The organism is Streptomyces sp. NPDC002092, assembly GCF_053593775.1.
On sequence record NZ_JBSFDG010000007.1, the window covers coordinates 363,346 to 389,685 of the forward strand.

At 70.4% G+C, this 26,340-nt stretch carries 22 protein-coding genes and 2 pseudogenes; 14 read left to right on the forward strand and 10 right to left on the reverse strand.

Features of this window, described 5'->3' with window-relative positions; genetic code table 11:
* Positions 1-107 precede the first annotated feature (107 nt).
* From ACWCRD_RS18925 to ACWCRD_RS18965, 9 genes are all read left to right on the forward strand, one after another.
* Positions 108-980, forward strand: coding sequence for a helix-turn-helix domain-containing protein (locus tag ACWCRD_RS18925; protein WP_450966936.1), 873 nt, complete (start codon positions 108-110; stop codon positions 978-980).
* 177 nt (positions 981-1,157) lie between these two features.
* Positions 1,158-2,507 carry an alpha/beta hydrolase family protein gene (locus tag ACWCRD_RS18930; RefSeq protein ID WP_450966937.1) on the forward strand — a complete coding sequence of 450 codons (1,350 nt, stop codon included), beginning with the start codon at positions 1,158-1,160 and terminating at the stop codon, positions 2,505-2,507.
* Between the two features lie 308 nt (positions 2,508-2,815).
* Positions 2,816-5,059 (forward strand): HAMP domain-containing protein, encoded by a 2,244-nt coding sequence (locus ACWCRD_RS18935; protein ID WP_450966938.1) that lies wholly within the window; start codon positions 2,816-2,818, stop codon positions 5,057-5,059.
* Between the two features lie 15 nt (positions 5,060-5,074).
* Positions 5,075-6,559: a poly-gamma-glutamate synthase PgsB gene (gene pgsB, locus ACWCRD_RS18940; protein WP_450966939.1), complete on the forward strand. Its 1,485-nt coding sequence runs from the start codon at positions 5,075-5,077 to the stop codon at positions 6,557-6,559.
* Entirely contained in the window at positions 6,556-7,038 is a 483-nt protein-coding gene (locus tag ACWCRD_RS18945) for a poly-gamma-glutamate biosynthesis protein PgsC/CapC (RefSeq protein ID WP_450966940.1), read from the forward strand. The genes pgsB and ACWCRD_RS18945 overlap by 4 nt, the downstream gene beginning before the upstream one ends.
* A 43-nt stretch (positions 7,039-7,081) precedes the next feature.
* Positions 7,082-8,167: an NlpC/P60 family protein gene (locus tag ACWCRD_RS18950; RefSeq protein ID WP_450966941.1), complete on the forward strand. Its 1,086-nt coding sequence runs from the start codon at positions 7,082-7,084 to the stop codon at positions 8,165-8,167.
* Between the two features lie 70 nt (positions 8,168-8,237).
* Positions 8,238-10,328: an ArnT family glycosyltransferase gene (locus tag ACWCRD_RS18955; protein ID WP_450966942.1), complete on the forward strand. Its 2,091-nt coding sequence runs from the start codon at positions 8,238-8,240 to the stop codon at positions 10,326-10,328.
* Between the two features lie 158 nt (positions 10,329-10,486).
* The gene (locus ACWCRD_RS18960) at positions 10,487-11,173 is read left to right on the forward strand and encodes a response regulator transcription factor (protein ID WP_450966943.1); all 687 of its coding nucleotides are present in this window, start codon (positions 10,487-10,489) and stop codon (positions 11,171-11,173) included.
* Positions 11,166-12,278 (forward strand): sensor histidine kinase, encoded by a 1,113-nt coding sequence (locus ACWCRD_RS18965; RefSeq protein ID WP_450966944.1) that lies wholly within the window; start codon positions 11,166-11,168, stop codon positions 12,276-12,278. Before ACWCRD_RS18960 ends, ACWCRD_RS18965 begins: the two co-directional genes overlap by 8 nt.
* Before the next feature lie 363 nt (positions 12,279-12,641).
* On the opposite strand, the gene ACWCRD_RS18970 is transcribed toward ACWCRD_RS18965, so the two are convergent.
* From ACWCRD_RS18970 to ACWCRD_RS18980, 3 genes and pseudogenes are all read right to left on the reverse strand, one after another.
* Positions 12,642-13,694 carry an aldo/keto reductase gene (locus tag ACWCRD_RS18970; protein ID WP_450966945.1) on the reverse strand — a complete coding sequence of 351 codons (1,053 nt, stop codon included), beginning with the start codon at positions 13,692-13,694 and terminating at the stop codon, positions 12,642-12,644.
* Between the two features lie 721 nt (positions 13,695-14,415).
* Positions 14,416-14,748 (reverse strand): annotated as a pseudogene (locus ACWCRD_RS18975) (CoA transferase); the annotation flags it as partial.
* Between the two features lie 124 nt (positions 14,749-14,872).
* Positions 14,873-15,688: an SDR family NAD(P)-dependent oxidoreductase gene (locus ACWCRD_RS18980; RefSeq protein ID WP_450966946.1), complete on the reverse strand. Its 816-nt coding sequence runs from the start codon at positions 15,686-15,688 to the stop codon at positions 14,873-14,875.
* A 186-nt stretch (positions 15,689-15,874) separates the two neighbouring features.
* Here ACWCRD_RS18980 and ACWCRD_RS18985 point away from each other — a divergent pair, with 186 nt between their 5' ends.
* The gene (locus tag ACWCRD_RS18985) at positions 15,875-16,348 is read left to right on the forward strand and encodes a nuclear transport factor 2 family protein (RefSeq protein WP_450966947.1); all 474 of its coding nucleotides are present in this window, start codon (positions 15,875-15,877) and stop codon (positions 16,346-16,348) included.
* Here the strand turns inward: ACWCRD_RS18985 and ACWCRD_RS18990 are convergent.
* Positions 16,332-16,616 (reverse strand): Lrp/AsnC ligand binding domain-containing protein, encoded by a 285-nt coding sequence (locus tag ACWCRD_RS18990; protein WP_450966948.1) that lies wholly within the window; start codon positions 16,614-16,616, stop codon positions 16,332-16,334. The two genes, ACWCRD_RS18985 and ACWCRD_RS18990, sit on opposite strands and share 17 nt — an antisense overlap.
* A 16-nt stretch (positions 16,617-16,632) precedes the next feature.
* Between ACWCRD_RS18990 and ACWCRD_RS18995 the strand changes: the two are divergent.
* Positions 16,633-16,890, forward strand: a pseudogene (locus ACWCRD_RS18995) (thioesterase family protein); the annotation flags it as partial.
* A gap of 19 nt (positions 16,891-16,909) precedes the next feature.
* On the opposite strand, the gene ACWCRD_RS19000 reads toward ACWCRD_RS18995, so the two are convergent.
* Together ACWCRD_RS19000 and ACWCRD_RS19005 are read right to left on the reverse strand one after the other, a co-directional pair.
* Positions 16,910-17,599: a response regulator gene (locus ACWCRD_RS19000; protein WP_450966949.1), complete on the reverse strand. Its 690-nt coding sequence runs from the start codon at positions 17,597-17,599 to the stop codon at positions 16,910-16,912.
* Positions 17,596-19,263: an ATP-binding protein gene (locus ACWCRD_RS19005; protein WP_450966950.1), complete on the reverse strand. Its 1,668-nt coding sequence runs from the start codon at positions 19,261-19,263 to the stop codon at positions 17,596-17,598. The genes ACWCRD_RS19000 and ACWCRD_RS19005 overlap by 4 nt, the downstream gene beginning before the upstream one ends.
* A 233-nt stretch (positions 19,264-19,496) precedes the next feature.
* Between ACWCRD_RS19005 and ACWCRD_RS19010 the strand changes: the two genes are divergently transcribed.
* The 3 genes from ACWCRD_RS19010 to ACWCRD_RS19020 all read left to right on the forward strand — a co-directional run bounded on the left by ACWCRD_RS19010 (position 19,497) and on the right by ACWCRD_RS19020 (position 22,388).
* Positions 19,497-20,357, forward strand: coding sequence for an ABC transporter ATP-binding protein (locus ACWCRD_RS19010; RefSeq protein WP_450966951.1), 861 nt, complete (start codon positions 19,497-19,499; stop codon positions 20,355-20,357).
* Entirely contained in the window at positions 20,354-21,235 is an 882-nt protein-coding gene (locus tag ACWCRD_RS19015) for an ABC transporter permease (protein WP_450966952.1), read from the forward strand. Before ACWCRD_RS19010 ends, ACWCRD_RS19015 begins: the two co-directional genes overlap by 4 nt.
* Positions 21,236-21,302: 67 nt before the next feature.
* Positions 21,303-22,388, forward strand: coding sequence for an ABC transporter substrate-binding protein (locus ACWCRD_RS19020; RefSeq protein ID WP_450966953.1), 1,086 nt, complete (start codon positions 21,303-21,305; stop codon positions 22,386-22,388).
* A gap of 57 nt (positions 22,389-22,445) precedes the next feature.
* Here the strand turns inward: ACWCRD_RS19020 and ACWCRD_RS19025 are convergent, their stop codons facing one another.
* Genes ACWCRD_RS19025 through ACWCRD_RS19040 form a run of 4 tightly spaced genes read right to left on the reverse strand, consistent with a single transcriptional unit; the run spans position 22,446 to position 26,186 of the window.
* Positions 22,446-23,114 (reverse strand): response regulator, encoded by a 669-nt coding sequence (locus ACWCRD_RS19025; RefSeq protein ID WP_450966954.1) that lies wholly within the window; start codon positions 23,112-23,114, stop codon positions 22,446-22,448.
* Complete coding sequence (locus ACWCRD_RS19030) at positions 23,111-24,388, reverse strand: sensor histidine kinase (RefSeq protein WP_450966955.1); 1,278 nt, start codon at positions 24,386-24,388, stop codon at positions 23,111-23,113. Before ACWCRD_RS19030 ends, ACWCRD_RS19025 begins: the two co-directional genes overlap by 4 nt.
* Before the next feature lie 23 nt (positions 24,389-24,411).
* Positions 24,412-25,251: an ABC transporter permease gene (locus ACWCRD_RS19035; protein ID WP_450966956.1), complete on the reverse strand. Its 840-nt coding sequence runs from the start codon at positions 25,249-25,251 to the stop codon at positions 24,412-24,414.
* Positions 25,248-26,186, reverse strand: coding sequence for an ABC transporter ATP-binding protein (locus tag ACWCRD_RS19040; protein WP_450966957.1), 939 nt, complete (start codon positions 26,184-26,186; stop codon positions 25,248-25,250). Before ACWCRD_RS19040 ends, ACWCRD_RS19035 begins: the two co-directional genes overlap by 4 nt.
* Between the last annotated feature and the right edge of the window lie 154 nt (positions 26,187-26,340).

The window sequence follows — 26,340 nt, forward strand, 5'->3', positions numbered from 1 at the left end:
TGGTCCAGGGACACCGGTCCTCGGACCACCGGGGCCCGCTGCGAGGTGTGTCCAGGGAGGAATCCCTCCCTCCCCATGGTCCGCGATTCCGTGCCAGGCTGTCGTCCATGAGCAGGGACCCTCATCTGCACGAACTCGGGGAATTCCTCAAGGCTCGCCGTGCCGAGATCAACCCCGCCGAGCTGGGGCTGCCCCACAGCGGTCAGTCGCGGCGGGTACCGGGCCTGCGCCGCGAGGAGGTCTCCGTGCTGGCAGCGATCAGCACCGACTACTACACCCGGGTCGAGCAGGGCCGCCTGCAGCCGTCCGTCCCGCTGCTGAGCGAGCTCGCGCGGGTGCTCCGCCTGAGCGAGGACCAGCGTGCCTATCTCTTCGAGCTCGCGGGCAAGAACGTGCCGCACCGCGGGAACGACCGCCGGCAGGTGGACCCCCAGCTGCAGCGCATGCTCGACGATCTCACCAACACCCCCGCGTTCGTGATCGGCCGCCGTACCGAGGTCGTGGGCTGGAACCGCCTGGCCGCCGCCCTGTTCGCCGACTTCGGAAGGATCCCGGAGCCGGAACGGCTCTACCTCCGCCTGCTGATCACCGAGCCCGCCATGCGCAGGCTGTACGCGGACTGGGAAGAGGTCACCCGGCTGGCCATCGCGCAGCTGCGCATGGAGAGCGCCCGCCATCCCGACGACCCGCGGCTTGCCGCCCTGGTCGAGGAACTCTCCGCGCGGGACCCGCAGTTCCGCCAGTGGTGGGCCGCCCACGACGTGGCCCTGCGGACGACGGGAACCAAGCGGCTGCGCCATCCCGTGGTCGGTGAACTCACCCTCGACTGGCACACGTTGACCTGCGCCACCGACACCGACCAGCACATCATCGTGTGGACCGCCGCACCCGGCACCCCTTCTCACGACGGCTTGCGCCTCCTGGCGTCCTGGGCTGCCGACCAGAACGTGCCGGCGTCCGGCAGCGCCGCCGCACAGTGAGGCTCACGTTCGAGCAGGATGGCCCATCCCGTGATGCCGTTCCCCGCTTGCCGCGCCGTGCCGGCCGCCCTGCTGCCCGGCAGTAAGCCGGGCGCGTGAGTGCGCCCCTGGCCGTGGCTGTACGGTATGCGGCAGTCGATCGCGCGTTCTACGATCGCTGACGAACAAGGGGGTTCCATGAAACACCGCCGCCCGCGGCCCCGTAGTAGAGCCGTCGCCAGAGCGGTCGGTTCGGCTGGTGCGCTGGCCGTCGCGCTGGGCGTGGGGATCACGCCGGCCGTGGCCGCCGGGAAGACGTCCGACACGCCTACGGCCACCGGGTTCTCGCCCGACGAGCCCGAGCCGAAGCCGAAAACGGACTGGGCGCCCGAGAACGACGAGGGGCCGCTGGCCCAGAAGTCGGTACACCCGGAGGCGTTCACGTCGAACCGCACGGCCGCGTCCGCTCTGCAGCTCAAGATGCCCGCGCCGACCGGGCCGAACAGCGTGGGCATGGTCGGCCTGCACCTCGTCGACTCGTCCCGTACGGATCCGTATGTGGGCGGCAAGCGCGAGGTGATGGTCTCGCTCTGGTACCCGGCCACCGCCACGTCCGGGCACTACCAGGCGCCGTGGATGCCGTCGATCTCCGGCAACCACTACCTCACCACGCACGGGATGTCGCCGCAGCAGGTGACCCTGCCGCAGACCGCGGGCCATGTCCTCGCCCCGGTGAAGACGTCGCTCGGCAAGCTGCCCGTCCTGCTGTACTCGACCGGGCTGCACTCCGACCGTGCGCAGGGCACCGCGCTCGCCCAGGATCTGGCCAGCCGCGGCTACCTCGTCGTCACCGTCGACCACACCCACGACGCCAACGAGGTGCAGTTCCCCGGCAACAGGCTCGAGCTCAACGCGATGCCGGCGGGCACCCACTCCTCCGACACGCTCAAGGTGCGCGCGGCCGACATCAAGTTCGTCATCAACGCGCTCGGCAAGATCAGCACTGGTGGCAACCCGGACGCCGGCCATGCGACACTCCCCGCCGGGCTGACGCAATCGGTGGACATGTCCCGTATCGGGATGTTCGGCTGGTCGCTGGGCGGTGGGGCGGTCGACACCGCGATGCAGCTCGACAAGCGCATCGCCGCCGGTGCCGACCTGGACGGCCAGTTCTTCGGGACGGCGCCGAGCAAGGACCTGGACCGCCCCTTCATGCTCTTCAGCTCCGGCACCCACAACCGCAACAACGACGGTTCGTGGCGCACGCTGTGGTCGCATCTGAAGGGGTACAAGGTCGACATCAAGCTTCATGGCGCAGCGCACCTGTCGTTCTGCGACCAGGAGTGGATGGTGCCGCAGGAGGCGGGCCTGCTCGGGCTCTCCCAGGATCAGATCGAGCAGCAGTACGGCACGATCGACCCGGCTCGGGCGGTCCAGGTCCAGCGCGACTACCTCGCCGCCTTCTTCGACCAGACGCTGCGTCACAAGCACAGCACCCTGCTCGACGGGCCGACCACCAAGTACCCGGAGATCTCTTTCGTCCGCTGACCGGCGTTGACCGGTCAGCTGACCCCGCGTTCGAAGGGCCGGGCCTGCTTGCAGGTCCGCCCTTCGGCTTGCCCAGACGGGACATATGGCCGCCGTTCGGTCGTTCCCGTGAATTCGAATTAACACGTACGTCACATGGGGCGAAAGTGTGATGGTTACGTGACAGGCGGGGGCTAGGATGTTCGCTCTATCGAACATTTGGGCGCTCGACGCCAGTTGAGGAAGGACCCGTTCCCCTGCCCTCCGCACCCCGGTCGCCGCGCCGACACCGCATCCGCCGCCGCGCCGATATGCCGATGCTTGGCGGGGTGCGCCCGCCCATAGCCTCACTTGTCATACTTCTGCTGGTCGTCGCCGCCCTGACCCTGATCGGCCTCGACGGTGTCCACGCCGAGACCGTCCCGCAGGCCGTGTTGAACGGGGAGCAGCAGATCGCCGCGGACACCGCGCAGTCGATGCGCACCGCGATCGACGCCGAAGCGAGCACGGTGCGCCGTGCCGCGAGCGCTTATCCGGCAACGAGCACATCCACCCCCGTGACCACGCTCAAGGCGCTGACCTCGGCCAGGAAAGCGGTCCTCGGCAGTGCGCTGCTCGAGCGGCGCACCGGCAAGCTGCTGGCGGCCGGCGGCCGGATGGTGCCGCTGGCCGGGGTCGACGTCGCCAGGACGGCGTCCGGGGCCCTCCCGCCCCGGATGGTGACGTCAGGCGGCAGCCCGCAACTGCTGTACTTCGCCAGGGTCACGCTGCCCGCCCAGCAGGACGACCCCGACCAGGACTACCAGACCCCGAACCGGCCCGAGCGGCAGTGGCTGCTGGTGGTCTCCGAGGCGCTCCCCTCCCTGACGGCTCACGGCGACGGACGCACCGCCGAAGTGCTGGACGCGAGCGGCACGGCACTCGCCACCGCTGTCCACGGCAACGCGTCGCCGGGCACCGCCGACAGCGGCCTGTCCGCGGCGGCGGCCCGCGCGGCGCACCGATCCGGGGCCGACACGGACGCCTCGGGAAGCCTGCTGGGCGACACCACCGGCAGCCGACGCATCGTGGCCGGCTGGGCCCAGGTCGCCTCGACGACCGGCCCGGGCGACACCGACCACCTCGGTCTGGTGGTGCTCACCTCCCACGCGGTGCCCGCCACGACCACCACCGCCGACTACTCGCGCTTCGCGCTCCAGGCCGCCGGATCGCTGGCCGGGGTCGCGCTGCTGCTCGGACTGGCGCTGTACTTCTCCGTGCAGCAGCCACTGCTGCGGCTGTATCTGTCCGCCGGCCGCCTGGCCCGGGGTGCGACCCAGGACTGGCCGACCGCGTCGGCGGAGCTGTCCCGGCCTGTTCCGGTGCACGGCTTCGGGGAACTGGCCCGGATCGGGCGGGCGCTGGACTCACTGCGCCTGCAACTGCTCGGCGAGAGCGGCCCGCAGGAGTTTCCGGCCCGGCGCGGACCGGGCTACCGGGCGCTCGCGGTGGTCGGCGTGCTCGTGGTGGGCTTCTGGGCGGTACCGATGATCACTCTGCTGAACCGGGCGGACACCGCGACCGCGGTTCCCGCTGCGGTCCTCGCCGACCAGCAGGCACGGACCGAGATCGCGACGAACCGGATCCGGCAGTCCCTCGACCAGTCGTACACCGATCTGACCGCCGCGGCCGCCGGCCTGCCGGGCAGGAGCCGTGCCGCCCAGGCCGAGGTTCTGCGGCACTCCCTCGCCGATCACAAGCAGTACCGCTCGCTGTATCTCCTGGACCGCTCGGGCGGCATCACGCTCAGGGTGGGCGGCACACCGCTGCGCACCCGCGTCCATGTGCCCGACGGCGGCGGCATCACCACCGTCAACACCTCGGGCCGCATCCCGGCGATCGCCGCCTACACCCAGGTCCGGGCCGTCAAGGGCAAGGCCAGGGCGGCCGGGGTGGTCCTGTTCGGCGAGATCGACGTGAAGGCGCTCAACTCCGTCCTGCCCAGGCCCAAGCTGGGCAGCGTCTGGGTGACGGACGGCCACGAGAAGGTGCTGGCGGCCAGCGTGGGCTACCAGGCCTTCCAGTCGCTGCCGGACCCCGGCCTGACCCGTCTCGCCCGCTCCACCCAGAGCGCACCGGGGACCGCGGGTACGGCGACCTCGGCGGTGCACCTCACGTCCTCCGGTCCCTCGGTCGACGCCGCCGCGCCGCTGGCGCAGAGCGGCCCGACGGCCCGCCTCGGCTGGCACGTGGTGACCGCGGAGCCCGCGGCAGCACTCCAGATCCCCGCGGTGCAGGCCGAGCAGCGCACCATGCTCGCCGGCATCCTGGGGCTCGCCGTGGGCGCGGCCTGCCTGGGCTGGCTGCACGTCGTCGTGGTCAGGCCGCTGCGCGCGGTCGCCGTCCTCGTCGAGCGGCTCGCCGGCGGAGACCGCCGTACCGTGCTGCATCCGGTCAACCACGACGAGATCGGCTCGGTCACCCGCAGCCTGGAGCTGATCCGCCAGGCCCTGGCGGAGCGCGACCGGGCGGCCAGGTCCGGCCCCGCCGCCGTGCCCTCCCAGCCCCTGCGTGAGAACACCCTCCAGCGGTAGAAGGACGGAATCGGCGTGCTCTTCCTCTATGTCATCGTCCTGTCGTGCTGCGCCGGCCTGTGGATCGCCGGAATCCTGGAGCAGCGGCGGCACTTCGCCTCGCTGGAGCAGATACCGACGCGGGTGCTGGTCAACGGCATCCGCGGCAAGAGTTCGATCACCCGGCTGTGTGCGGGGGCGCTGCGTGGCGGCGGCCTGGTCACGGTGGCCAAGACCACCGGCACCGCGGCCCGGTTCATCCACCCGGATGCCACCGAGGAACCGATCTACCGCAAGTTCGGGATCTCCAACATCGTCGAGCAGATCGGCATCGTGCGGCGGGCGGCGACCTACCGGCCGGACGCGCTGGTCATCGAGTGCATGGCGGTGATGCCGGCGCTGCAGGAGACCAATCAGGAGAAGCTGATCCGTTCCACGATCGGCGTGCTGTGCAACGTCCGCGAGGACCATCTGGAGGAGATGGGGCCGACGCTGGACGACGTCGCCCGCTCGCTCTCCCGCTCGATGCCGGTGGGCGGGGTGTGCGTGACGGCGGAGAAGGACCGGCTGCACATCCTCCAGGAGGAGGCCGACAAGCGGAACTGCCGTCTGATCGCGGTCGATCCCGAGTCGGTGAGCGACGCCGAACTGCGCGGCTTCAGCTGGTTCACCTTCAAGGAGAACGTGGCGATCGCGCTCGCCGTCGCCGAACTGCTCGGCGTGGAGCGGCAGACCGCGATGCAGGGCATGTGGGACGCGCCGCCCGACCCGGGCGTGCTGTCGGTGGAGCGCTACGTCACACCCGAGGGCAAGAAGCTGCGGTTCGCCAACGTCTTCGCGGCCAACGACCCCGAGTCGACGCTGATGAACGTGAAGCAGCTGGAGGATCTGGGCGCGATCAGACGGCCGATCAACGTGGTCATCAACTGCCGCCCGGACCGGGTGGAGCGCAACGGCCAGATGGGCGCCATCGTCCCCGACCTCGCCGCCGACACGGTGTTCCTGATCGGCCACCCGACCAGGAGCGCCCGCGACGCGATTCCGGCCGACTTCACCGGGCGGGTGGTGGATCTCGGCGGCGACCGCCGGGACCCCGAGGAGCTGACCGCGGCGATGCTCGCGGAACTCGGCCCGGCCTCCTCGCTGGTGGCGATCGGCAACATCCACGGTCAGGGCGAGCTGTTCCTGGAATGCCTCGCCGAGCTGCCGCTGGACGACTCCGAGGACCCGCTCTTCGACGCCGTTCCCGACGGCGACGGCCTGGACCAGGAGACCATGCAGATCGCCCTGCCCCGGCCGCGGGTCTCGGTGGCCCGGCCGCCCGAGCCGGAGCCGTACAGCTGGGTGGCACCGCTGGAGACACCGACGTACGCCCTGCGCATCCCCGAACAACGCGACCTCGCCCGCCGTTTCGCCGCCCGCCACGGCCGCGCGGACGACCAGAGCACCGCAGACGACCCGCACCACTCCCGCGACCGGCACCACTCCTACGATCCGCCCCAGTCCACGAGGAACCCGTGATCCCCGCCAACCTCACCGCACAGACCGCCGCGCTCGGGATCGCCCTCGGGCTGGTCTTCTCGCTCGTCTGCTATCTGACCACCAACCTGTCCCCCGGGGGGATGATCACCCCGGGCTGGATCGCCCTCACACTCCTCACCGATGTGCGGATGGCCGGGCTGATGGTCGTCGTGGCGGGAGCCACGTACTTCATGACCAAGCTGCTGCAGCGCACGGTGATTCTCTACGGCAAGCGGCTGTTCGCCGCCGTGGTGCTGTGCGCGGTGGTGATGCAGACCACCGTGATGCTCGCCCTCAGCCACGAGTTCCCGCTGCTGTACACGTCACAGACCCTTGGCTTCATCGTCCCCGGCCTGGTCTCCTACCAGATGGTCCGGCAGCCCATGGCGGCCACGGTCATCTCGACCACGGCGGTGACGCTGGCCACGTATGTGGTGCTGGTCTCCGGTTTGTTGATGGGCGCCCTGCCCACGGGCTGACCTGCCCAGCCCCCTCTCACCTCACACTTCAAGGAGGATCGCCATGCACTCCAAACCTGTCGGCCCACGCGGCAATCCGACTCGCCGCAACGTGCTCGGAACGATCGCGGGCCTCGCGGCCGCCGGGGTGGCGGGCGGGTACGCCTGGGACCACCTCAGGCAGGGCAGCGACGGCCACGGCGGTACGGTCGCCGACCAAACGGGTACCGGCCCGAGCGCGCAGGCCACCGGCGCCCACACCTTCGAGCGGTTGTCCGCCCCCGCCCGCACCGTGGTCCGCGCCGCCGACGGCGGCACGCTCGCCACGTTCACCGACGGAGCCCGTACGGCCGTCCTCACCGGCCCCACCCGCACCTTCAGCGAGCCGCGGACCACCGAGGCCAAGGTGACCACGGACGCCTGGGTTCGGGTGCTGCCGCACGAGTGGCAGCGGGGCACGGAGAAGTCCGCCTCGTTCAGGAGCTGGTTCCGCAAGGCGCTCGGCGACACCAGCCCGGACGTCTTCGCGGTGGCGTTCCAGTACAGCAGCGCCGGGGCGCCCGACAAGCACAACGCCTCCGGCGTGCGCTACGCGGGCACCGCACACTTCGGCCCGCGCAACGCCGCGGTGAACAACCCGCTGGACTTCGCCTTCCACGACGAACAGTCCGACTTCTACGACTACCTGGGGCTGCCCTGGACCTTCCCGGACGGCACGCGCGTGCAGCCGGAGAAGGCCCGCTACGGCGATGCCGACTGCTCCGGCTTCCAGCGGCTGGTGTGGGGCTACCGGATGGGCATCCCCCTGCACAACACCAACACCAAGGGCGCCGGCCTCCCGCGCCGCGCGTACGCCATCGCCGCCGACGGTCCCGGCCGTCTGGTGATCCCCCACACCGGGAAGCAGCAGGCCACCGACCTGAGCGTCCTGCAACCCGGCGATCTGGTCTTCTTCGCCATCATCAAGGACCGGCCGGACTTCATCGACCACTGCGGCATGTACATGGGCCTCGACAACCAGGGCCGGCACCGCTTCTACTCCAGCCGCTCGGCGGCCAACGGCCCGACCATGGGCGACATGTCGGGCCACGCGCTGCTGGACGGCACCGACTTCTACGCCCGCGGCTTCCGGGCGGCCCGCCGCCTTTGATCCTGCGGCTTCGATCCCGCCGCCTGTGCACCGCCGCCTCACCTGACCAGCTGATCCGAGGACCACTGCCATGACCGCCATCCCCGACGCCCGGCCCACCGGAGCACACCGAGGCCGCCGGACGGCCGGCCGCCGCTCCGGCCCGCCGGAAGACGCCCCGCGCTGGGAGCGCCCGGCGCTCGCCGCGGTACTGGTCGTCGCCACGGTCCTGTACGCCTGGGGCATCGGGAACGCCGCCCTCCACCCCTTCTACGGCGCGGCGATACGGTCGATGTCCGAGAGCTGGCGTGCCTTCTTCTTCGGCGGGCTCGACGCGAGCGGTTCCATCAGCATCGACAAGCTGCCCGGTGCCTTCTGGCCCGACGCCGTCTCCGTCTGGCTCTTCGGCCCGCACACCTGGGCGGCCGCGCTTCCGCAGGTCGTCGAGGGCGTGCTCACCGTATGGCTGCTGCACCGGATCGTACGGGCCTGGGCCGGTCCCCTCGCCGCGCTGATCGCCGCGCTGGCGCTCACCCTCACCCCGGTCACCGTGGTCCTCAACCGTGCCACCATCCCGGACACCGCCCTCACCCTGCTCCTGGTGGCGGCCGCCGGCGCCCTGCAGAAGGCGGTGCGCACCGAGCGGCTGCTGCCGCTGATCACCTGCGGGATCTGGGTCGGGCTCGCCTTCCAGGCGAAGATGCTGCAGGCGTGGCTGGTGCTGCCGGTCTTCGCCGCCGTGTACCAACTCGCCGCGCCCGGAACCCGGTTGAACCGGGCCCTGCGCGTCCTGCTGGCCGGTGCCGTCTCCCTGGCGGTCTCCTGCTCCTGGGTGCTGATCGCCTGGGTGACGCCGGCCGCGAGCCGCCCCTACCTCGACGGCACGTCCAACAACGATCCGTTCACCCTGGTCTTCGGCTACAACGGCCTGAGCCGGTTCAGCAGCGATGCCACCGCCTTCGGTGCCGTCGCGGGCACCGCCGCCAGCCGCACCACGGGCAACACCGGCTGGAACATGCTGATCAACCACACCGTCGGCCCGCAGGTCGCCTGGTTCCTGCCGGTCGCCGTCCTCGCCGCGGTCCTGGGCGTCGTCTGGCGCGCCGGTCAACCGCGAACCGACCTGCTGCGCGCGGGATTTGTGATGTGGGGCGGCTGGCTGGCCGTACACACCCTGGTGTTCAGCACCTCCAACGGCAACCACGCCTACTACACCGCCGTCATCGCCCCGGCGCTCGCCGCGCTGGCCGGAGGCGGGCTCGCGCTCTTCCGAGCGGAGTACGAGGCGAAGTACGAGGCGGGGGTGGAGGCGGAGCACGATGCGGAGCTGGAGGCGAAATATGAGACGGCACTGGAGGAGGCGAGGTACGAACTGACGCTGCAGCTGAAATACGAGCCGCCGCCGGAGGCAAAGTACGAACAGTACGAACCCGGGCTGGGGGTGGAGCACGAACTGGGCCTGGCGGCGAAGTACGAGGCGGGCGACCGCAGGCACCTGGCGCTCCCGGCGGCGATCACTCTGACGGCGGTGTGGGCGCTGGTGCTCGACTGGCCGAGCCGTTTCGTCTCCTGGCTGTTGCCGGTGGCCGTGATGCTCGCACTGTGCGGTGTGGTGGGCCTGTGGAGCCGCGGGCCGCGCACCTCCCCGCGGATGGTCCACGCCGCCCTCACCGCCGGGATCGCGGCCACCCTGGTCGTACCGGCCGGCTGGGCCGTCTCGGGCCTCAACCCGCTCTACGCGGGCGCAGCCACCTCGCCGATGGCCGGTCCGGTCGGCAAGTCGTACGCCGCGCATCCCCGCCACGCTCCGCGAAGGAGAGGGCTCGGTGAGCCCAACGCCCGCGACACCGCTCTGCTCGACTACCTCACCACGCACCGCCACGGCGAGAAGTACCTGCTCGCCACCCAGGCCGCCTACACCGCCGAGCCCCTGCTCCGCGCGAAGTCCGAGCCCATTCTCGTCATGGGCGGCTTCACCGGCAGCACCCCCTTCCCCACCGCCCAGCAGCTCGGCAGCCTCGTCACCACCGACCAACTGCGCTATGCGCTGCTCACCACCCAGCGCCCCACCACTCCCGCCACCACCTGGGTGAAGTCCCACTGCACCCGCATCCGGCCCAGCGCCTACGGACGCCGCACCTCCGGCGCCTTCGCGCTCTACGACTGCAACCCTCGGCGGTGAGGCGCCGTTCCCGAAACTCGGCGTCGACAACAGGGCGGCGGTCGCCGAGGCGGTCCGGCTGAGCCTGCTGGAACTCACCTGACAGCCCTGGGCGTGCGACCCGTGTGCACACGGCTTTGCATACGTCGGCGATATGTTCCGCTGCTTAGGCTGCACGCATGCGTGTGCTGATCGTGGAGGACGAGCCCTACCTGGCCGAAGCCGTCCGTGACGGTCTGCGGCTGGAGGCGATCGCCGCCGACATCGCCGGCGACGGGGACTCCGCCCTGGAACTGCTCAGCGTCAACTCCTACGACCTCGCGGTCCTGGACCGGGACATCCCCGGCCCGTCCGGCGACGAGGTCGCCCGGTGCATCGTCGCTTCCGGCAGCGGTATCCCGATCCTCATGCTCACCGCTGCCGACCGGATCGACGACAAGGCCTCCGGATTCGAGCTCGGCGCCGACGACTACCTCACCAAACCGTTCGAGCTGCGCGAGCTCGTCATGCGGCTGCGGGCGCTCGACCGCAGACGCGCGCACGCCCGGCCCCCCGTCCGCGAGATCGCGGGCCTACGCCTTGACCCCTTCCGCCGGGAGGTCTTCCGCGACGGACGCTATGTCGCACTCACCCGCAAACAGTTCGCCGTGCTCGAGGTCCTCGTCGCCGCCGAAGGCGGTGTCGTCAGCGCCGAAGAGCTGCTGGAGCGGGCCTGGGACAACAACGCCGACCCCTTCACCAACGCCGTCCGCATCACCGTCTCCGCCCTGCGCAAACGACTCGGCGAACCATGGCTCATCGCCACGGTGCCGGGCGTCGGCTACCGCATCGACACCGGCAGCCCACCCGGCGGTACTCATGAATAGACGCCCAGGGCTCAGCGCCCGACTCAAACTCACCCTCAGCTACGCCGGATTCCTCCTCCTCGCCGGCGCTCTGCTGCTGACCGTGATGTGGGTGTTCGTGCTGCGCTGGCTCCGGACCGACGACCCCAAAGCCATCCAGCACAGGGTCGGCGTCGTCATCATCACCGGGTTCAACCGCTCCGACGCCCTGCGCGGCTTCGTCCCCGCCGCGGCCGTGGCACTGGCCTTCCTCCTCGTCTTCGGCCTGGTGGGAGGATGGATCCTCGCCGGCCGGATGCTCGTACCGCTCACCCGGATCGCGGACGCGGCACGGACGGCCGCGAACGGATCGCTGTCCCACCGGATCCGCATGGAAGGCCGCGAGGACGAGTTCCGCGAACTCGCCGACGCCTTCGACACCATGCTCGAACAACTCGAGTCCCACGTCGCCGAACAACAGAGATTCGCCGCGAACGCCTCCCACGAACTGCGCACCCCGCTGGCGATCTCCCAGACACTCCTCGACGCCGCCCGCAACGACCCCTCGCGGGATCAGGGCGAACTCATCGAGCGCCTCCACACCGTCAACACGCGGGCGATCAACCTCACCGAGTCCCTCCTGCTGCTCAGCCGCGCCGACGCCAGGAGCTTCACCCGCGAACCCGTCGATCTCTCCCTCATGGCCGAAGAAGCCGCCGAAACGCTGCTTCCTCTCGCCGAGAAGCGCCGGATCACGCTCGACGTCACCGGCGAGCCGACCCGGACCATGGGCTCCGCGGCGCTCATCCTGCGGATGGTGACGAACCTCGTCCAGAACGCCATCGTGCACAATCTGCCGGTCGGCGGCACCGTGACGGTCCACACCGAACCGCAGGACGATGCCGGCGTGTTGCGGGTCGAGAACACGGGCCCGCTGCTCCCCTCGGAGCTGGTACCGACCCTCACCGAACCCTTCCAGCGCGGAACGGAACGCGTACGCACCGACGAACACGCCGGCGTCGGCCTCGGCCTGGCCATCGTGCACAGCATCGTCCGGGCACACGACGGCGCCCTCGACCTCACCCCCCGCCCCACCGGCGGCCTTGTCGTCATGATTCGACTTCCCGGCGCTCAGCAGTCGTCGTGACCACTGCCGGATGAGCCGTGTGGCGTGCTCGGGGCACTCCTCATGCGGGTAGTGCCCGACTCCGGGCCAGTGCTCCACACGCGAACCGGACACATGCAGCGTGCTTCGCTCCCAGTCGGGGCTTCCGCCGATGTCCACACCGTCAGTGCCGGCTGCGGTCGCCGGGCCGTGGCCGAGGGCCTCGACCAGGGCGGCCAGGTCCTCCGCCCGTGTCCAGCGGTGTGTTGCCCTGTCCCGGCACTTCGAAGCGGCCGTGACCGCGCAGATCAGGGACGATCACGCGGAAGCCGTCGACCAGGGCCTCGGCATGGACCGACCACTCCCGGCCGTCGCCGACGGACCCAAGGCTCACGTCCGGCCCTCTCAATCCGCGGCCGCCCGCTCCCCGGCGGGGCGCCTGCGCAATGCGGGCTCGGTGAGCGACCGCGGCTGCCAGACACCGTCGGCCCGGTACAGATCGGTGCCGGGGGCCACGATCTCGTCGATACGGTCGAGCACCGCGTCGTCGAGCAGCAGGTCGGCTCCCTCGATCAATGAGGTGAGTTGGTCCATGGTGCGCGGACCGATGATCACCGACGTGACGGCCGGGTGCACCAGCGGGAAGGCGACGGCCAGTTCCGGCAGGGTGCGGCCCATCTCCTCGGCGAGCGCGAGGAGTTGCTCGACGGCCGCGAACTTCGCCGGGTTGCCCGGGGCTTCGGGGTCGAAGCGGTGCGGGGTGAGTCTTGCGCGGCCGGTGGTGAGGTCGACGGGCCTGCCCGCGCGGTAGGCCCCGGAAAGGAATCCCGAGGCCAGCGGCGACCAGGTCAGCACGCCCATGCCCAGGTGCTGGGTGGTGGGCAGCACGGCACGTTCGACGCCGCGCGCGAGAATCGAGTACGGCGGCTGCTCCGTGCGCATCCGCATCAGCCCGCGCCGCTCCGCCACATGATGAGCCTCGACGAGGTCCTCGGCCGGGAAGGTGGAACAGCCAAAAGTCCGGATCTTGCCCGCCCTCACCAGGTCGGTGAGAACGGACAGCGTTTCCTCGATGTCGGTGGTGTGGTCGGGGCGGTGCACCTGGTAGAGGTCGATCCAGTCCGTGTCCAGCCGCCGCAGGCTGTCCTCGACGGCCTTGAGGATCCAGCGGCGTGAATTGCCGCTGCGGTTGCGTCCCTCCCCGAGCGGAAAGTGCACCTTCGTGGCGAGCACGACATCGTCGCGCCTGCCCTTGAGAGCCTTGCCGACGATCTCCTCGCATTCGCCGGCCGAGTACATGTCGGCGGTGTCCACGAAGTTGATGCCCGCATCGAGGGCCGCATGGATGATGCGGGCGCTGTCCTCGTGGTCGGGATTGCCGACGGCCCCGAACATCATCGTGCCGAGGCAGTGCGTGCTGACCTCGATGCCGGTCTTGCCGAGTACTCGATAGCGCATTGCGGTGCTCCGTCGCAGGTGGGGGCGGGTCGGAAGCGTGACTCTAGGACTTGGAGTGCACTTGACCGCAAGGGCGACCTGACCGATGGTCACAAACGGGTCACGAGGTGGAATATGCGGGTGCCCCCAGTGACGGCTCATGAACAGAATGTCGCTCTCCGTTTTTTGCCGGACTTGTCCGGCGGCCTGGGTGCTGGGGACGCCCCAGGAGCAAGGGGGGATGGGGAATGACTGCATACCGCTTCGATCCGCCGCCGGGTTGGCCCGTGCCGCCTGCGGGATGGATGCCGCCGCCGGACTGGCGGCCCGATCCGTCGTGGCCCCCGATGCCGGACGGTTGGCAGTTGTGGGTTCCGGAGTCCGAACCCTCCGCCGATGCAATCGCCACCGGCGCCTTCCCGGTGCCGGACGCGACCCTTCCCGGAAGCACGACGGCGGTGCCGGCACCGCGAAAGGGCGGGCTGTTCGGGCGGCGTCGTGCGGATGCCGTGTCCGAGGCCGAAGAGCTGCGGGCGTGGATCACCAGGACTCAGGGGCTGGATGCCGAACGGGTCGCCGGCCTCGTACGGCAGGTCGAGGCAGAGGCCGCCGCCCTGCGCGAGAAGGCGGCTGCAGAAGCCGCCGAGGAGGCCGCGGGGGTCCTGAAAGACGCGCGCGATACGGCAAAGGAGATTCTCGACGACGCACGCCGGACGGCGAAGGAGACCGAGCGGGTGGAATGGGCGAGGAGTTCGCGGTGGCCGAGCCCCAGCCGTTCCATCGTGCCGGGACGGAAGTTCTCCACCAGGACGTCGGACTCGGCGACCAGGGCACGGGCCTGCTCCAGGCCGGCCTCGGTCGCGAGGTCCAGGGTGACGGACCTCTTGTTGCGGTTGACGCTCAGGAAGTACGTCGACGTTCCGTCCCGGTCCGCCGGGGGCAGCCAGGCCCGGGTGTCGTCCCCCGTGCCCGGCCGCTCCACCTTCACCACGTCGGCGCCGAGATCGGCGAGCAGCATGGTGGCGTAGGGCCCCGCGAGGACCCGGGAGAAGTCGGCGATGCGCAGACCCGCCAGCGCGCCCTGCGTGGCTCCGCCGAGTACGCCGGACCGTGCGTCCGGCGCGTTGTCCTGAGTGCTCACGCGCCCTCCTCCTCTGATCGTCCCGCTCACGCGATCGCCGGCGCGAGAGAGCTGCCGGTCATCGACCGGCGTCGCGGCGCTCGACGCTGAAGTCGAACGCCAGGGTCCCCGCGTCGCGTACCGAGACCCCGCCGTCCACCGTGAGGACCGCGCCGTTGACGAAGGACGCGGCGGGCGAGAGCAGCCAGGCGATCGCCTCGGCGACCTCGGACGGGTCGCCGGGGCGCCCCGCGGGCACCAGCTTCGTCGCCTCCTCATAGGCCTCGTCCACACCGTCGCCCAGTCCGGATTCCTCGGCGAAGCGGGCCATACGACGATCAGCCATCTCGGTCCGTACCCAGGTGGGGCACACCGTGTTGGCGCGCAGCCCCTGGCTGCCGTAGTCGACGGCCAGCGAGCTGCACAGCTGAAGCAGCGCGGCCTTGGAGGTGGCGTACGCGGCGTTGCCGACGCCGTTGCGCAACGCCGCGACGGAGGCGACGGCAACGACCGAACCGCGGGTCTCGAGCAGGTGCGGGAGTGCGGCGCGCAGCAGCAGGAAGGGGCCCGTCAGGTTGGTGCGCATCACCAACTCCCATGTCTCGTCCGAGAGATCTCCCACCGCGCCGCTGCGTCCGACGCCCGCGTTGAGGACCACTCCGTCGAGCCTGCCGTAGCGGGAGACCGTGGCCTCGACGAGCTCATCCACGGCGGTCGCGTCCGTGAGATCAGCGGGGTGCGGCAGGGCGCCGGTCTCGTCGGCGACGCGCTGCAGCGGCTCGGGCCGTCGGCCGGCGATGACGACCTCGTGTCCGCCGGCCCGCAGCAGCCGGGCGGTTGCGGCGCCGATGCCGGTGCCGCCGCCGGTGACCACCACAACACGCTTGTCCGTCATGGCCGTCGGGCCTCCTCATCAACCGGAAATCAGACCTTCGTGATCTTACGCAGACCCGCCTCGGAGCGTGGTGCCTGGGACGGTGCCGCCCGGGTCCCAGGTGGTAGTCCATGTGGACTCATCGGCATCACGGCATCCCGTCCGACCACTTGACCTCAACTGCGCTTGAGGGACGAGCCTTCAGGCATGGACATCGAAGAGATGCAGCGGCAGTTGCAGACCCTGACCGACCGCGCCGAGATCACCGATCTGCTGGACCGCTACCTGCGTTCCCTGGACGAGGGGGTCTTCGACGAGGAATGGGCGCGCGCGTTCCACACCGAAGACGTCACCGCGGAGATGCCCATCGGCACGGTCCACGGTCGCGATGCTCTGCTGACCCGCGTCCGGCAGGGCATGGCATTGTTCGACCGAACCGTGCATCTGGGCACCAACCCTGTCATCGAGATCGACGGTGACCGGGCCACCACCCGTGGCGTGCAGCTGAGCACCCACGTCCTTGCGGACGGCACAGACAGCGTCTTCATCTCTGCCGGCCATGCCGACGCCGAACTGGTCAGGACGGCCGAGGGCTGGCGGATCTCCGCATCGAGCCTGCGAGTGGTGTGGACCCAGGGTCCCCCTCCACGGGTGCCGGCCCCCACTACGGTCCGGGCTTGACGGTCTTCATCGTGAAATGCGACGTCACGTTCTTGATCCGGGGGATGGTCATGACCCGCCGGCTGAGGAAGGCCTCGTAGCCGGGCAGATCGGCGACGGCCACGCGGACGAAATAGTCGGGGCTGCCGAACAGCCTCCGTAGCTCCCGTACTTCCTCGGCCTGCGCCAGGGTCTCCTCGAAGCGCTCGACCGTCTCCGCGTCCTGCGCTTCGAGGCTGAGGTCGATCAGGACCTCGAAGGAACGGCCCACGGAAGCCGTGTCGATCACGGCCCGGTAGCCCCGGATGCCGTCGTACCTCGCCCTGGTCGACACCGCCAACGGCATCGCCGTCCGGCAGCCGCCCACCGCGTGGATGTTCCCCAACGTCGACCTGACCGTCCATCTGCACCGCGGGCCGCGAGGCCCCTGGACCGGACTGGACACCACCGTCACCTTCGGCCCGTCCGGCCAGGGCCTGACCAGCACCGTCCTGCACGACATCGACGGCCCGGTCGGACACGCCCAGCAGATCCTCACGGTCAGGCCGCTGCCCGGGACGTGAGGAGGCCGGGCCGCCCGGCTCAGCGGACGATCCGGTAGAGGTGTTCGGGACGGCCGGTGGTTCCGTAGCGAAGTTCGAGCCGGACCATTCCCTCCCGCACGAGGTACGAGAGATAACGCTGGGCCGTGGCGCGGGAGACGCCGGTGAGTTCGGCGGCCTGGGCCGCGGACAGGGACTCCCGGGCGGTGCGCAGGACCTGGTGGAGGAGGGCCAGGGTGGGCGCGGAGTGCCCCTTGGCCGGAACCCGGGGCACGGCCGGCGGGCGGGCGGCGCTGAAGAGGGCGTCCACGTCGGCCTGGTCGGTTCGCGGGGCGAGGCCCAGGGCGTCCACGCGGTGCTGGAGTTCGCGGTAGGCGGTGAGCCGCTCGGCCAGGTCGGCGGCGCCGAACGGCTTGACCAGGTAGCCCACGGCACCGAGCTTCATGGCGGTCCGCACCGAGGTGATGTCCCGGTCGGCGGTGATCATGATCGCGTCGGGCCGGGCGCCGCCCGCGTCCCCACTGAGCTGCCGCAGCACATCCAGTCCGCTGCCGTCCGGCAGGAAGATGTCGAGCAGCAGCAGATCGGGGTGCAGGGTGCGCACGGCGTCCAGGGTCTCGGCCACCGTCGCCGCCCGGCCGACCACTTCGAAGCCCTCGACGCGCGAGGCGTAGTCGCGGTGGATGTCGCTGACCCGGAAGTCGTCGTCCACCACCAGGATCCTGATCATCCGCGGTCACCTCCGGTCGGCGAGGCCGTCGTGAACTGTGCATCTCGTCGTACGGGAGTGGCGTCCTGCAGCGGCAGTACGACGGTGAAGACGGCGCCCGGGCCCTCGCTGACCGTGATGGTCCCGCCGTGCCGCGCGGCCAGCCGGTGGACCAGGGCCAGGCCGAGGCCGCGTCGGGCGGTGCCCCGGTCGGGGCGGGTCGACCAGCCGTCCTCGAAGATCGAGTCGGCGGCGCCCGGCGGGATGCCCGGGCCGCTGTCGGCGACCCGCACCAGCACCTGGTCGACGGCTTCGACCAGCGAGAGCCGCACCTCGCGGCCGCCCGCCGGAGGCGGTCCGCCGGCCGCCGCGTCGATCGCGTTGTCCAGCAGATTGCCGACGATGGTCAGTAGCCGGCGCAGCTGCGGCGGGTCCTCGCCGAGCGCCGAGTCGTCGCTGAGTTCCATGTGTACACCGCGTTCCGCGGCCACCGTGGTCTTGGCGACGATCAGTCCGACGAGCAGCGGGTTGCCGATCCGTTCGCGTACGGACTCGGTCAGCGCCTGGTCGGCGCCGGCCGACTCGACGGCGAACTCGTAGGCGGCGTCGTGGTCTCCGATGTCCAGCAGCCCGGCCAGGGTGTGCATACGGTTGGTGAACTCGTGCTGCTGGGCGCGCAGGGCGTCGGTCAGGCCGCGTACGGAGTCCAGTTCGCGCAGCAGCCCGATCAGCTCGGTGCGGTCGCGCACGGTGACCACCGCGCCCAGTTCACGGCCGTGCAGTGTCACCGGCATCCGGTTGACCACCAGGCAGTGGTCGTCGGTCAGCACATTGAGGTCGGCGCCGGTCAGGGTGCCGTCCAGGGCGCGGCGCAGCCGACCGTCGGGCAGCACCTCCTCGATCGTGCTGCCGAGCGCCGTGCCGAGACCGAGCAGCCGCCGGGCCTCGTCGTTGACGACGGTGATCCTGCCGTCGGGGTTGAAGGCGATGACGCCCTCGCGGATGCCGTGCAGCATCGCCTCACGGTCCTGCAGCAGTCCGGCGATCTCCTCGAGTTCCAGTCCGAACGTCGTCCGCTTCAGCCGCCTGGCCAGCAGGAACGCGGCGGCCGAGCCGAGGGCGACGGCGATCGCCGAGTACAGGGCGAAGGTGGGCAGCTCACGCCACAGCTCGCCCAGCACATAGTGCTCGGGGATGCCCGCGGACACCTCGCCGACCAGCTTGCCGTCGGGCCCGCGCAGCGGGGCCTTGCCGTTGGCGGAGCGTCCGAGGCCGCCCGGGTCGGTGCCGACGTGCGACTGGCCGTCGAGGACCACGATCTTGTCGCCCGTCGGTACGCCGATCAGCGCCGGGTCGGGGTGGGAGTGGCGCACGCCGTGCAGGTCGAGCACGACCACGTAGGACGCGCCGGACGCCTTCCGGATCCGTTCGGCGACGGTCTGCACGATGCCGTAGCCGCCGCCGTGCGCCATGGCCTGCCGGATCTGCGGCTCGGCGGCCGTGGTCTTCGCGATGGCCAGCGCCCTTTTCTCGTAGGCGCCGTCGATCTCGGCCCGCTGGGCGAACGCGAACAGGACGAAGCCGATGACTCCGGTGAGGGTCAGGATCGCCAGCTGGTTGGCCAGGATCCTCGCCGAGAGCCGCCCCTTCCCGCCGCGGCCGAACGGGATACGGATGGGTGTCACGGGTGTCTCTGCCTGTCGTACGAGACCCGGGCGCAGCCCCTGCGCCGCACCCGTGGTGGCGTGATTGTGCCCCCGACACCGAGCTTATGCCCACCCCCGGTCCGTTGAGCAGAACGCGCAGAACTCAAGGGAACACGGCTAACGCGAGATACAGATGAAACAGCGACGTAATACTCCGCGGCCTCTAGCGTCTGCCTTCCTCGACCTCCGAGGTTAGGAAGGAGAGGCCTCAGATGGCTTCACGAGACGATGCGGCGGTGAGCCCGGTCGCCGAGAAGGTCGGCCAGGACAGCGCACGAGTCGAGATATCCGGGCTCACCAAACGATTTCTGACTCCTGCGGGTGAGGTGTTCACGGCACTGCAGGACGTTTCGTTCACCGTGGAGCCCGGCCAGTTCTGTGCGGTGGTGGGCCCGACCGGCTGCGGCAAGTCGACGACCCTGAGCATGGTGTCCGGGCTCGACCGGCCCAGCGAGGGTTCCGTCAAGGTGGGCGGCCGTGAGGTGGACGGCGTCACCGACGGCGTCAGCTTCATGTTCCAGGCCGACGCGCTGCTGCCCTGGAAGACCGTCCTCGGCAATGTGCTGATGGGTCCCGTCTTCCGCGGTGTGCCCAAGCAGGAGGCCCAGGCCTCGGCGCGCGACTGGCTGCGCCGGGTGGGCCTCACCGGGTTCGAGGACCGCTATCCGCACCAGCTCTCCGGCGGTATGCGCAAGCGCGTGGCGATGGCCGCGGCGCTGATCAACGAACCCCGGATCCTGATCATGGACGAGCCGTTCGGCGCCCTGGACGTGCAGACCAAGGCGATCATGTCGAACGAGCTGCTCGGTCTGTGGGAGCAGATCCGGCCGTCGGTCATCTTCATCACCCACGATCTCGACGAGGCCGTGGCGCTCGCCGACCGGGTCGTCGTCATGACGTCCGGCCCCGGCTCGGTCAAGGCGGTCTTCGACATCGATCTGCCGCGCCCGCGCGGCTCGGTCCAGGAGATCCGTTTCCAGCCCCGCTTCATCGAACTTCAGCACCAGATCTGGGACTCGCTGCGCGAGGAGGTGGAGCGCGCCTACGCACGCACCGCAGGAGGTACGGCATGAGTACGACGTCCACCGTTTCCGCCGCTCGGGCCAAGGACGGCGCACAGCCCTCGGCCGCGGCAGCCGCCGCCAGGCGCAAGGTCCGCAAGGGCATCGCGCTGCAGTGGGTGGGCCGCATCGTCCTCGCGGCCATCGTCATCGGCGGCTGGCAGGCGTTCACCACCTGGGGAATCGTCGACAAGTTCTTCTTCGGGCAGCCGACCGGAATCGCCAAGCGGCTGATCGAACTCTTCCAGAAGGGCACCGAGAACGGGTCCTATTACGCGGACATCTGGACCACCGTCCAGGAGGCGCTGATCGGCTTCGTCCTCGGGACCGTCTCCGGAGTGATCTTCGGGATCGCTCTGGGCCAGAGCCGCTACCTCTCCGGGGTGCTCGGTCCCTATATCAAGGTGGTCAACGCGATCCCGCGTATCGTCCTCGGCTCGATCTTCATGATCGCGTTCGGTATCGGTACGCTGCCGAAGGTCCTGCTCGCCGCGGTCCTGGTGTTCTTCATCGTCTTCTTCAACGCCTTCCAGGGCGTACGTGAGGTCGACCCCAACATCCTCGCCAACGCCAAGGTGCTCGGCGCCTCGGAGCTGCAGATCATCCGGCACGTCACGGTGCCGTCCGCGCTCACCTGGATCATCGCCAGCCTGCACAGCGCCTTCGGCTTCGCCATCGTCGGCGCACTGGTCGGCGAGGTGCTCGGCGCGCAGAAGGGCCTCGGCCTGGTCATCAAGACCGCGCAGGACAACTTCGACCCCAATGGCGTGTTCGCGACCATGGTCGTCATCGCGGTGATCGTGCTCGGCGCGGAGTGGCTGATCGGCAAGCTCGAACACCGGCTGCTCGCCTGGCGTCCGCCGGCCCCGTCCGAAGTCAGCTCCCTCTGACTCCGTCTGTGTCACCCCCCTCTGTTTCCCCCTCTTCTGATCCTCCCCTCAAGGAAAGTGGCCTCCCATGTCCAGACGACCCGCCGCCGTTGCCGCGTCTCTCCTCACCGTCCTCACCCTCGGTGCCGCCACCGCCTGTTCCAGCAGCTCGGGCAGCTCCAGCAGCTCCAGCGGCACGCCGACCGTCAAGCTCATGGTCGGCGGCATCGACAAGCAGATCTACCTCCCCTACGAGCTCGCCCAGAACCTCGGCTTCTACAAGAAGTACGGCGTCAACGTCTCGCTGAGCACCGAGAGCCAGGGCGGTCTCGGCGCTGAGGACGCCATGGCCTCCGGGCAGGTGGACATGGCGGGCGCCTGGTACGTCCACACCATCGACTTCCAGGTGAAGGGCAAGGCGGTCGAGGGCCTCGTCCAGCTGTCCGGGGCGCCGGGCGAGCGGGAGATGTGTGTCCCGAAGAGCGGCGTCCACTCCGGCGCGGACTTCAAGGGGAAGACGCTCGGCGTCACCGACATCGGGTCCGGCACCGACATGCTCACCCAGTTCATGGGCGCGCAGAAGGGCGTCAAGGCCAGCCAGTTCAGCCGGATCGGCATCGGCCAGGGCGCCACTGCCATCGCCGCGCTGCAGAACGGCAAGACCGCCTGTGTCATGACGACGCAGCCGACGGTCGCCGCGATCGAGAAGAAGGGCATCGGCACCTCGGCGATCGACCTGGCCACCACGGCGGGCGCCAAGGCGGCGTTGGGCGGCACCTGGCCGGCCGCGACCGTCCTCGCCCAGACCAGCTGGGTCAACTCGCACAAGGACACGGCGCAGAAGGTCGTCGACGCGCTCGTCGCCACCATGCACTGGATCAACACGCACAGCGCGGCCGACATCGCCAACAAGCTGCCGCAGTCGTACGTCTCGAACCAGCTGGTGACGAAGGCCGACTACATCAAGGCGCTGGACCAGGACAAGGGACAGTTCCTCCCGGACGGCATCATGCCGGCCGGCGGCCCGAAGACCGTTCTGGCCTCCGAGGAACTCGTCGGCCACGCGACGTCGAAGGTGAACCTCGGCACGACCTTCACCAATGAGTTCGCCCTCAAGGCCAACAAGACCGAGGGCTTCAAGACCACCACGACCCCGGCCGGGGCGAACGGCTGAGCCCGCAGCATTCACGGGGCCGCCCGGACGAGCGTCGTCCGGGCGGCCCCGGGCCGTTCAGTCCGTGCTCGGCCGCGCGAGTCCGAGGTCGTAGGCGAAGATCACGGCCTGGATGCGGTCCCGGGCACCGATCTTGGCGAGGACGCGGCCCACATGGGTCTTGACCGTGGACTCGGACAGCACGAAATGCCCGGCGATCTCGCCGTTGGTCCAGCCCTTGCCGACAGCGACGAGGATCTCGCGCTCGCGCTCGGTGAGGGAGCTCAGCCTCGGGTCCTCGGCGAGGTCGCCCCGGTGCGCGGGGACGTACTGGGCGAACTCGTCCAGGAGGCGGCGGGTCAGCGCGGGCGCGATCACCGCGTCGCCGATCGAGACGGCACGGATGCCCGCGAGGAGTTCCTCGGGGCGTGCGTCCTTGAGGAGGAAGCCGCTGGCCCCGGCGCGCAGGGCGGCGTGGACGTACTCGTCGAGGTCGAAGGTGGTGAGCACGAGGACGCGCGAACGCTCGCCTGCGGCGACGATGCGGCGGGTGGCCTCGATGCCGTCCATGCCGGGCATCCGGATGTCCATGAGCACGACGTCCGGACGCAGTTCGGCGGCCTTGCGGACGGCCTCGGCGCCATGGGCCGCCTCGCCGACGACCTCGGTCTCGGCGACGGAGTCCAGGAGGATGCGGAAGCCGTAGCGTTGCAGCGGCTGGTCGTCGACGACGAGCACCGTGGTCACCGGACACCGCCCTGGGGTGTGAGGTCGAGGACGGCCTCGACGCTCCATCCTCCGCCGCCCGCCGGTCCCGCGCTGACGGTCCCGCCGTAGAGCGCCGCCCTCTCCCGCATGCCCACCAGTCCGTGTCCTTCCTCGTGCGGGCCCGGCGGTGTCGCCGGGCCGGTGTCCTGGACCCGGATGGTCAGCCGGGTGCCCGCCTCGATGATCGCCAGGTGTACCCGGGTGTCGGCGTCGGCGTGTTTGAGGGTGTTGGTGAGGGCTTCCTGGACGATGCGATACGCCGTCAGCTGCACCCCGCTGTCGAGCGCGTCCACGTCGCCTGAGGTCCGGTAGACGACCTCCAGTCCTGCGGCGCGCACCTTGGCGCACAGGGCGTCGACGTCCGCGATGCCGGGCTGCGGGCTGAGTTCGGGCCCGGCCGGCGGACCGTCCGCCGCCTCGCGCAGCACACCGAGTACGCGCCGCAGCTCGCCGAGGGCCTGGCGGCCGGTGTCGCCGATGAGCTGGAGGGCCTCCTTGCCGCGTTCGGGAGCGAGGTCGCTGGCGTAGGCGCCGGCGTCCGCAAGGGTGATGATGACGGAGAGGTTGTGGCCGACGATGTCGTGCATCTCGCGGGCGACCCGGGTGCGTTCGGTGGCCGTGGCCAGCCTGCTGCGCTGGTCCCGCTCGATCTCCAAGCGGGCGGCCCGCTCCCGCAGTCCGGCCAGCTGAGCCCGGCGGATGCGGACCATCAGTCCGAGCGCGAGGGCCGCCGTCGTGGTGCTCAGCAGGAAGAACAGCGCGTCCCAGACGGACATGGCCGCGGACACCCGTACGGCGACCAGCACCATGGCACCGGCCATGGCGGCGCAGGCCCACGGCAGCTGCTTCAGCCGCCCGTGCAGGGCCAGGCTGTACAGGGCGATGAAGAGGGCGATGTCCGCGCGCAGCACCGCGTTCAGGGACCACTGCAGGACGAACACCGCGGCGATGACACCGAAGGCCGCCAGGGGCCTGCGCCGCCGCCACAGCAGGGGCAGCACCAGTCCGGCCTGCAGTGCCAGCATCCCGGCGAGGGGCAGCTGGGTGAAGACGAGCCGGAAGCGGCGCGGGCCGTCGCCGTCGCCGCCCCCGTCGTGCAGCAGGTCGGCCAGGCAGAACATCAGGAAGACCAGGACCACGACCGCGGTGTCCAGCACCCACGGACGGTTCCGGTCGGCCTGCCTGAGCCGCTGGCCGCCCCGGGACATACGGGCGACCAGCGGTCCCATCCCGCTGATGTCATCGGTGGTCACGGACGTCACCTGTCCATGGTGCGTCAGACGTCGCTGCGCGCGAGCCGGTAGGCCGCGCCGCCCAGCGCGAGCGCCGTCCAGCAGAGGAAGACCAGCAGCCCGGCGCCCGGCGACAGGGTCGTCGAGTCATGGGTCAGGGCGAACATCGACTCTCCGGCGTTGGACGGCAGGTAGGGGCTGATGTTGTCCTGCCAGGAGCTCGGCAGCAGCGAGATCAGTCCCGGGACCAGCATGAAGCTCGCCACCAGCACCGAGATCCCGCCGGCCACCGACCGCAGCAGCGCACCCAGCGCGGTGCCGATCACCGCGACCAGGCCGAGATACAGCCCGGCGCCCAGCAGACTGCGCAGGACACCCGCGTGCGAGAGGCCCATGGCCGCGGGCGTACCCGAGACGATACCGCTGCCGAACAGGAAGGCGACGAATGCGCCCAGCGTCCCCACCACCAGCGCGACCAGCCCGAACACCGTCGCCTTGGACCACAGCACGGGCAGTCTGCGGGGCACCGCCGCGAGCGTGGAGCGGATCATGCCGGTCGAGTACTCCCCCGCCGTGACCAGCACGCCGAGGACTCCGAGGGCCAGCTGGGCGAAGTTCGTACCGAAGAGGGACAGGCTCACGGCCGTCGAGGTGGCGAAGTCGCGGTCCATGTGGCCGGAGTTGATACCGGACTTGTACCGGCTCGCGGCGATCAGCCCGAACGCCACCAGGAACAGCAGGCCGAGGCCCAGAGTGATCCAGGTGGAGCGCAGGGACCACAGCTTGGCCCACTCCGAGGACAGCACCCGCCGTCCGGTCACCCGGTAGGCGGGGCGGGCCGGGGCGGTGCGGGGTTCTTCGACGGTTGCGGTGAGGGTGCTCATGCCGGCCTCCCGAGGGTCTCGATCCCGGTGGTGGATCCGTGGTACTCCACGGCCTCCCTGGTCAGGTCCATGAATGCCTCCTCCAGCGACACCGTCCTCGCGCTCAGCTCGAACAGGGGTATCCCGTGCTCGGCCGCCTTCAGGCCGATGCTGCGGGCGCTCAGCCCGGTGACCTGCAGTTCCTCGGAGCCCACGCGCCCCGTGATGTCGACGCCCGGCCCCGCCAGGACGTCCCGCAGCCGCGCCGGGTCCTCGGTGGCGACCTTCACCGTGTCGCCGCCCGCCTCGCGGATCAGGTCCCCCACGGTGGTGTCGGCCAGCAGGCGTCCCCGGCCCACGATGATGAGATGGTCCGCCACCAGCGCCATCTCGCTCATCAGATGCGAGGAGACGAACACCGTGCGGCCCTCGTCGGCGAGCGCCTTGAGCAGGTTGCGGATCCAGAGGACGCCTTCCGGGTCCAGTCCGTTGACCGGCTCGTCCAGCATCACCGTCTGCGGGTCGCCCAGCAGCGCGGCCGCGATGCCCAGCCGCTGGCCCATCCCGAGGGAGAAGGCACCGGCACGCTTCTTCGCCACACTGGCGAGGCCGGAGAGTTCGATGACCTCGTCGACCCGGCGGCGCGGAATGCCGTGGGTGAGCGCGAGGGCCCGGAGGTGGTTGTACGCCGAGCGGCCCGGGTGGATCGACTTCGCCTCCAGCAGCGCCCCGACCTCCTGGAGCGGGGCCCGGTGGCGGGCGTAGTGCCGGCCGTTCACGGTGACGGAGCCGCTCGTCGGGGCGTCGAGCCCGACGATCATGCGCATGGTGGTGGACTTTCCCGCGCCGTTGGGTCCCAGGAAGCCGGTCACCGTACCCGGCTTCACGACGAAGTCCAGCCCGTCCACGGCCGTCTTGTCGCCGTACCTCTTGGTCAGCTGCCGTGCGTCGATCATTCGCGTTCTCTCTGTCGGCTTACGGCGTCCGTCGCTTCCGACGCCTCACCGGCAACGCTAGGAGCCGATCCGCCCGATCCCGTGGTACCGGGAGGCTGACCCGTGCGGAGCGCGTAGTACCGCGGTACCACGTGGCCACCGTGGGTGTCCGCGT

Bases quoted from the DNA above. Each gene is read 5' to 3' on its own strand.
- ACWCRD_RS18925 (WP_450966936.1), top strand. From the start codon at position 108: ATGAGCAGGGACCCTCATCTGCACGAACTCGGGGAATTCCTCAAGGCT.
- ACWCRD_RS18930 (WP_450966937.1), top strand. From the start codon at position 1,158: ATGAAACACCGCCGCCCGCGGCCCCGTAGTAGAGCCGTCGCCAGAGCG.
- ACWCRD_RS18950 (WP_450966941.1), top strand. From the start codon at position 7,082: ATGCACTCCAAACCTGTCGGCCCACGCGGCAATCCGACTCGCCGCAAC.
- ACWCRD_RS18955 (WP_450966942.1), top strand. From the start codon at position 8,238: ATGACCGCCATCCCCGACGCCCGGCCCACCGGAGCACACCGAGGCCGC.
- ACWCRD_RS18960 (WP_450966943.1), top strand. From the start codon at position 10,487: ATGCGTGTGCTGATCGTGGAGGACGAGCCCTACCTGGCCGAAGCCGTC.
- ACWCRD_RS18965 (WP_450966944.1), top strand. From the start codon at position 11,166: ATGAATAGACGCCCAGGGCTCAGCGCCCGACTCAAACTCACCCTCAGC.
- ACWCRD_RS18970 (WP_450966945.1), bottom strand. From the start codon at position 13,694: ATGCGCTATCGAGTACTCGGCAAGACCGGCATCGAGGTCAGCACGCAC.
- ACWCRD_RS18980 (WP_450966946.1), bottom strand. From the start codon at position 15,688: ATGACGGACAAGCGTGTTGTGGTGGTCACCGGCGGCGGCACCGGCATC.
- ACWCRD_RS18985 (WP_450966947.1), top strand. From the start codon at position 15,875: ATGGACATCGAAGAGATGCAGCGGCAGTTGCAGACCCTGACCGACCGC.
- ACWCRD_RS19000 (WP_450966949.1), bottom strand. From the start codon at position 17,599: ATGATCAGGATCCTGGTGGTGGACGACGACTTCCGGGTCAGCGACATC.
- ACWCRD_RS19010 (WP_450966951.1), top strand. From the start codon at position 19,497: ATGGCTTCACGAGACGATGCGGCGGTGAGCCCGGTCGCCGAGAAGGTC.
- ACWCRD_RS19015 (WP_450966952.1), top strand. From the start codon at position 20,354: ATGAGTACGACGTCCACCGTTTCCGCCGCTCGGGCCAAGGACGGCGCA.
- ACWCRD_RS19020 (WP_450966953.1), top strand. From the start codon at position 21,303: ATGTCCAGACGACCCGCCGCCGTTGCCGCGTCTCTCCTCACCGTCCTC.
- ACWCRD_RS19035 (WP_450966956.1), bottom strand. From the start codon at position 25,251: ATGAGCACCCTCACCGCAACCGTCGAAGAACCCCGCACCGCCCCGGCC.
- ACWCRD_RS19040 (WP_450966957.1), bottom strand. From the start codon at position 26,186: ATGATCGACGCACGGCAGCTGACCAAGAGGTACGGCGACAAGACGGCC.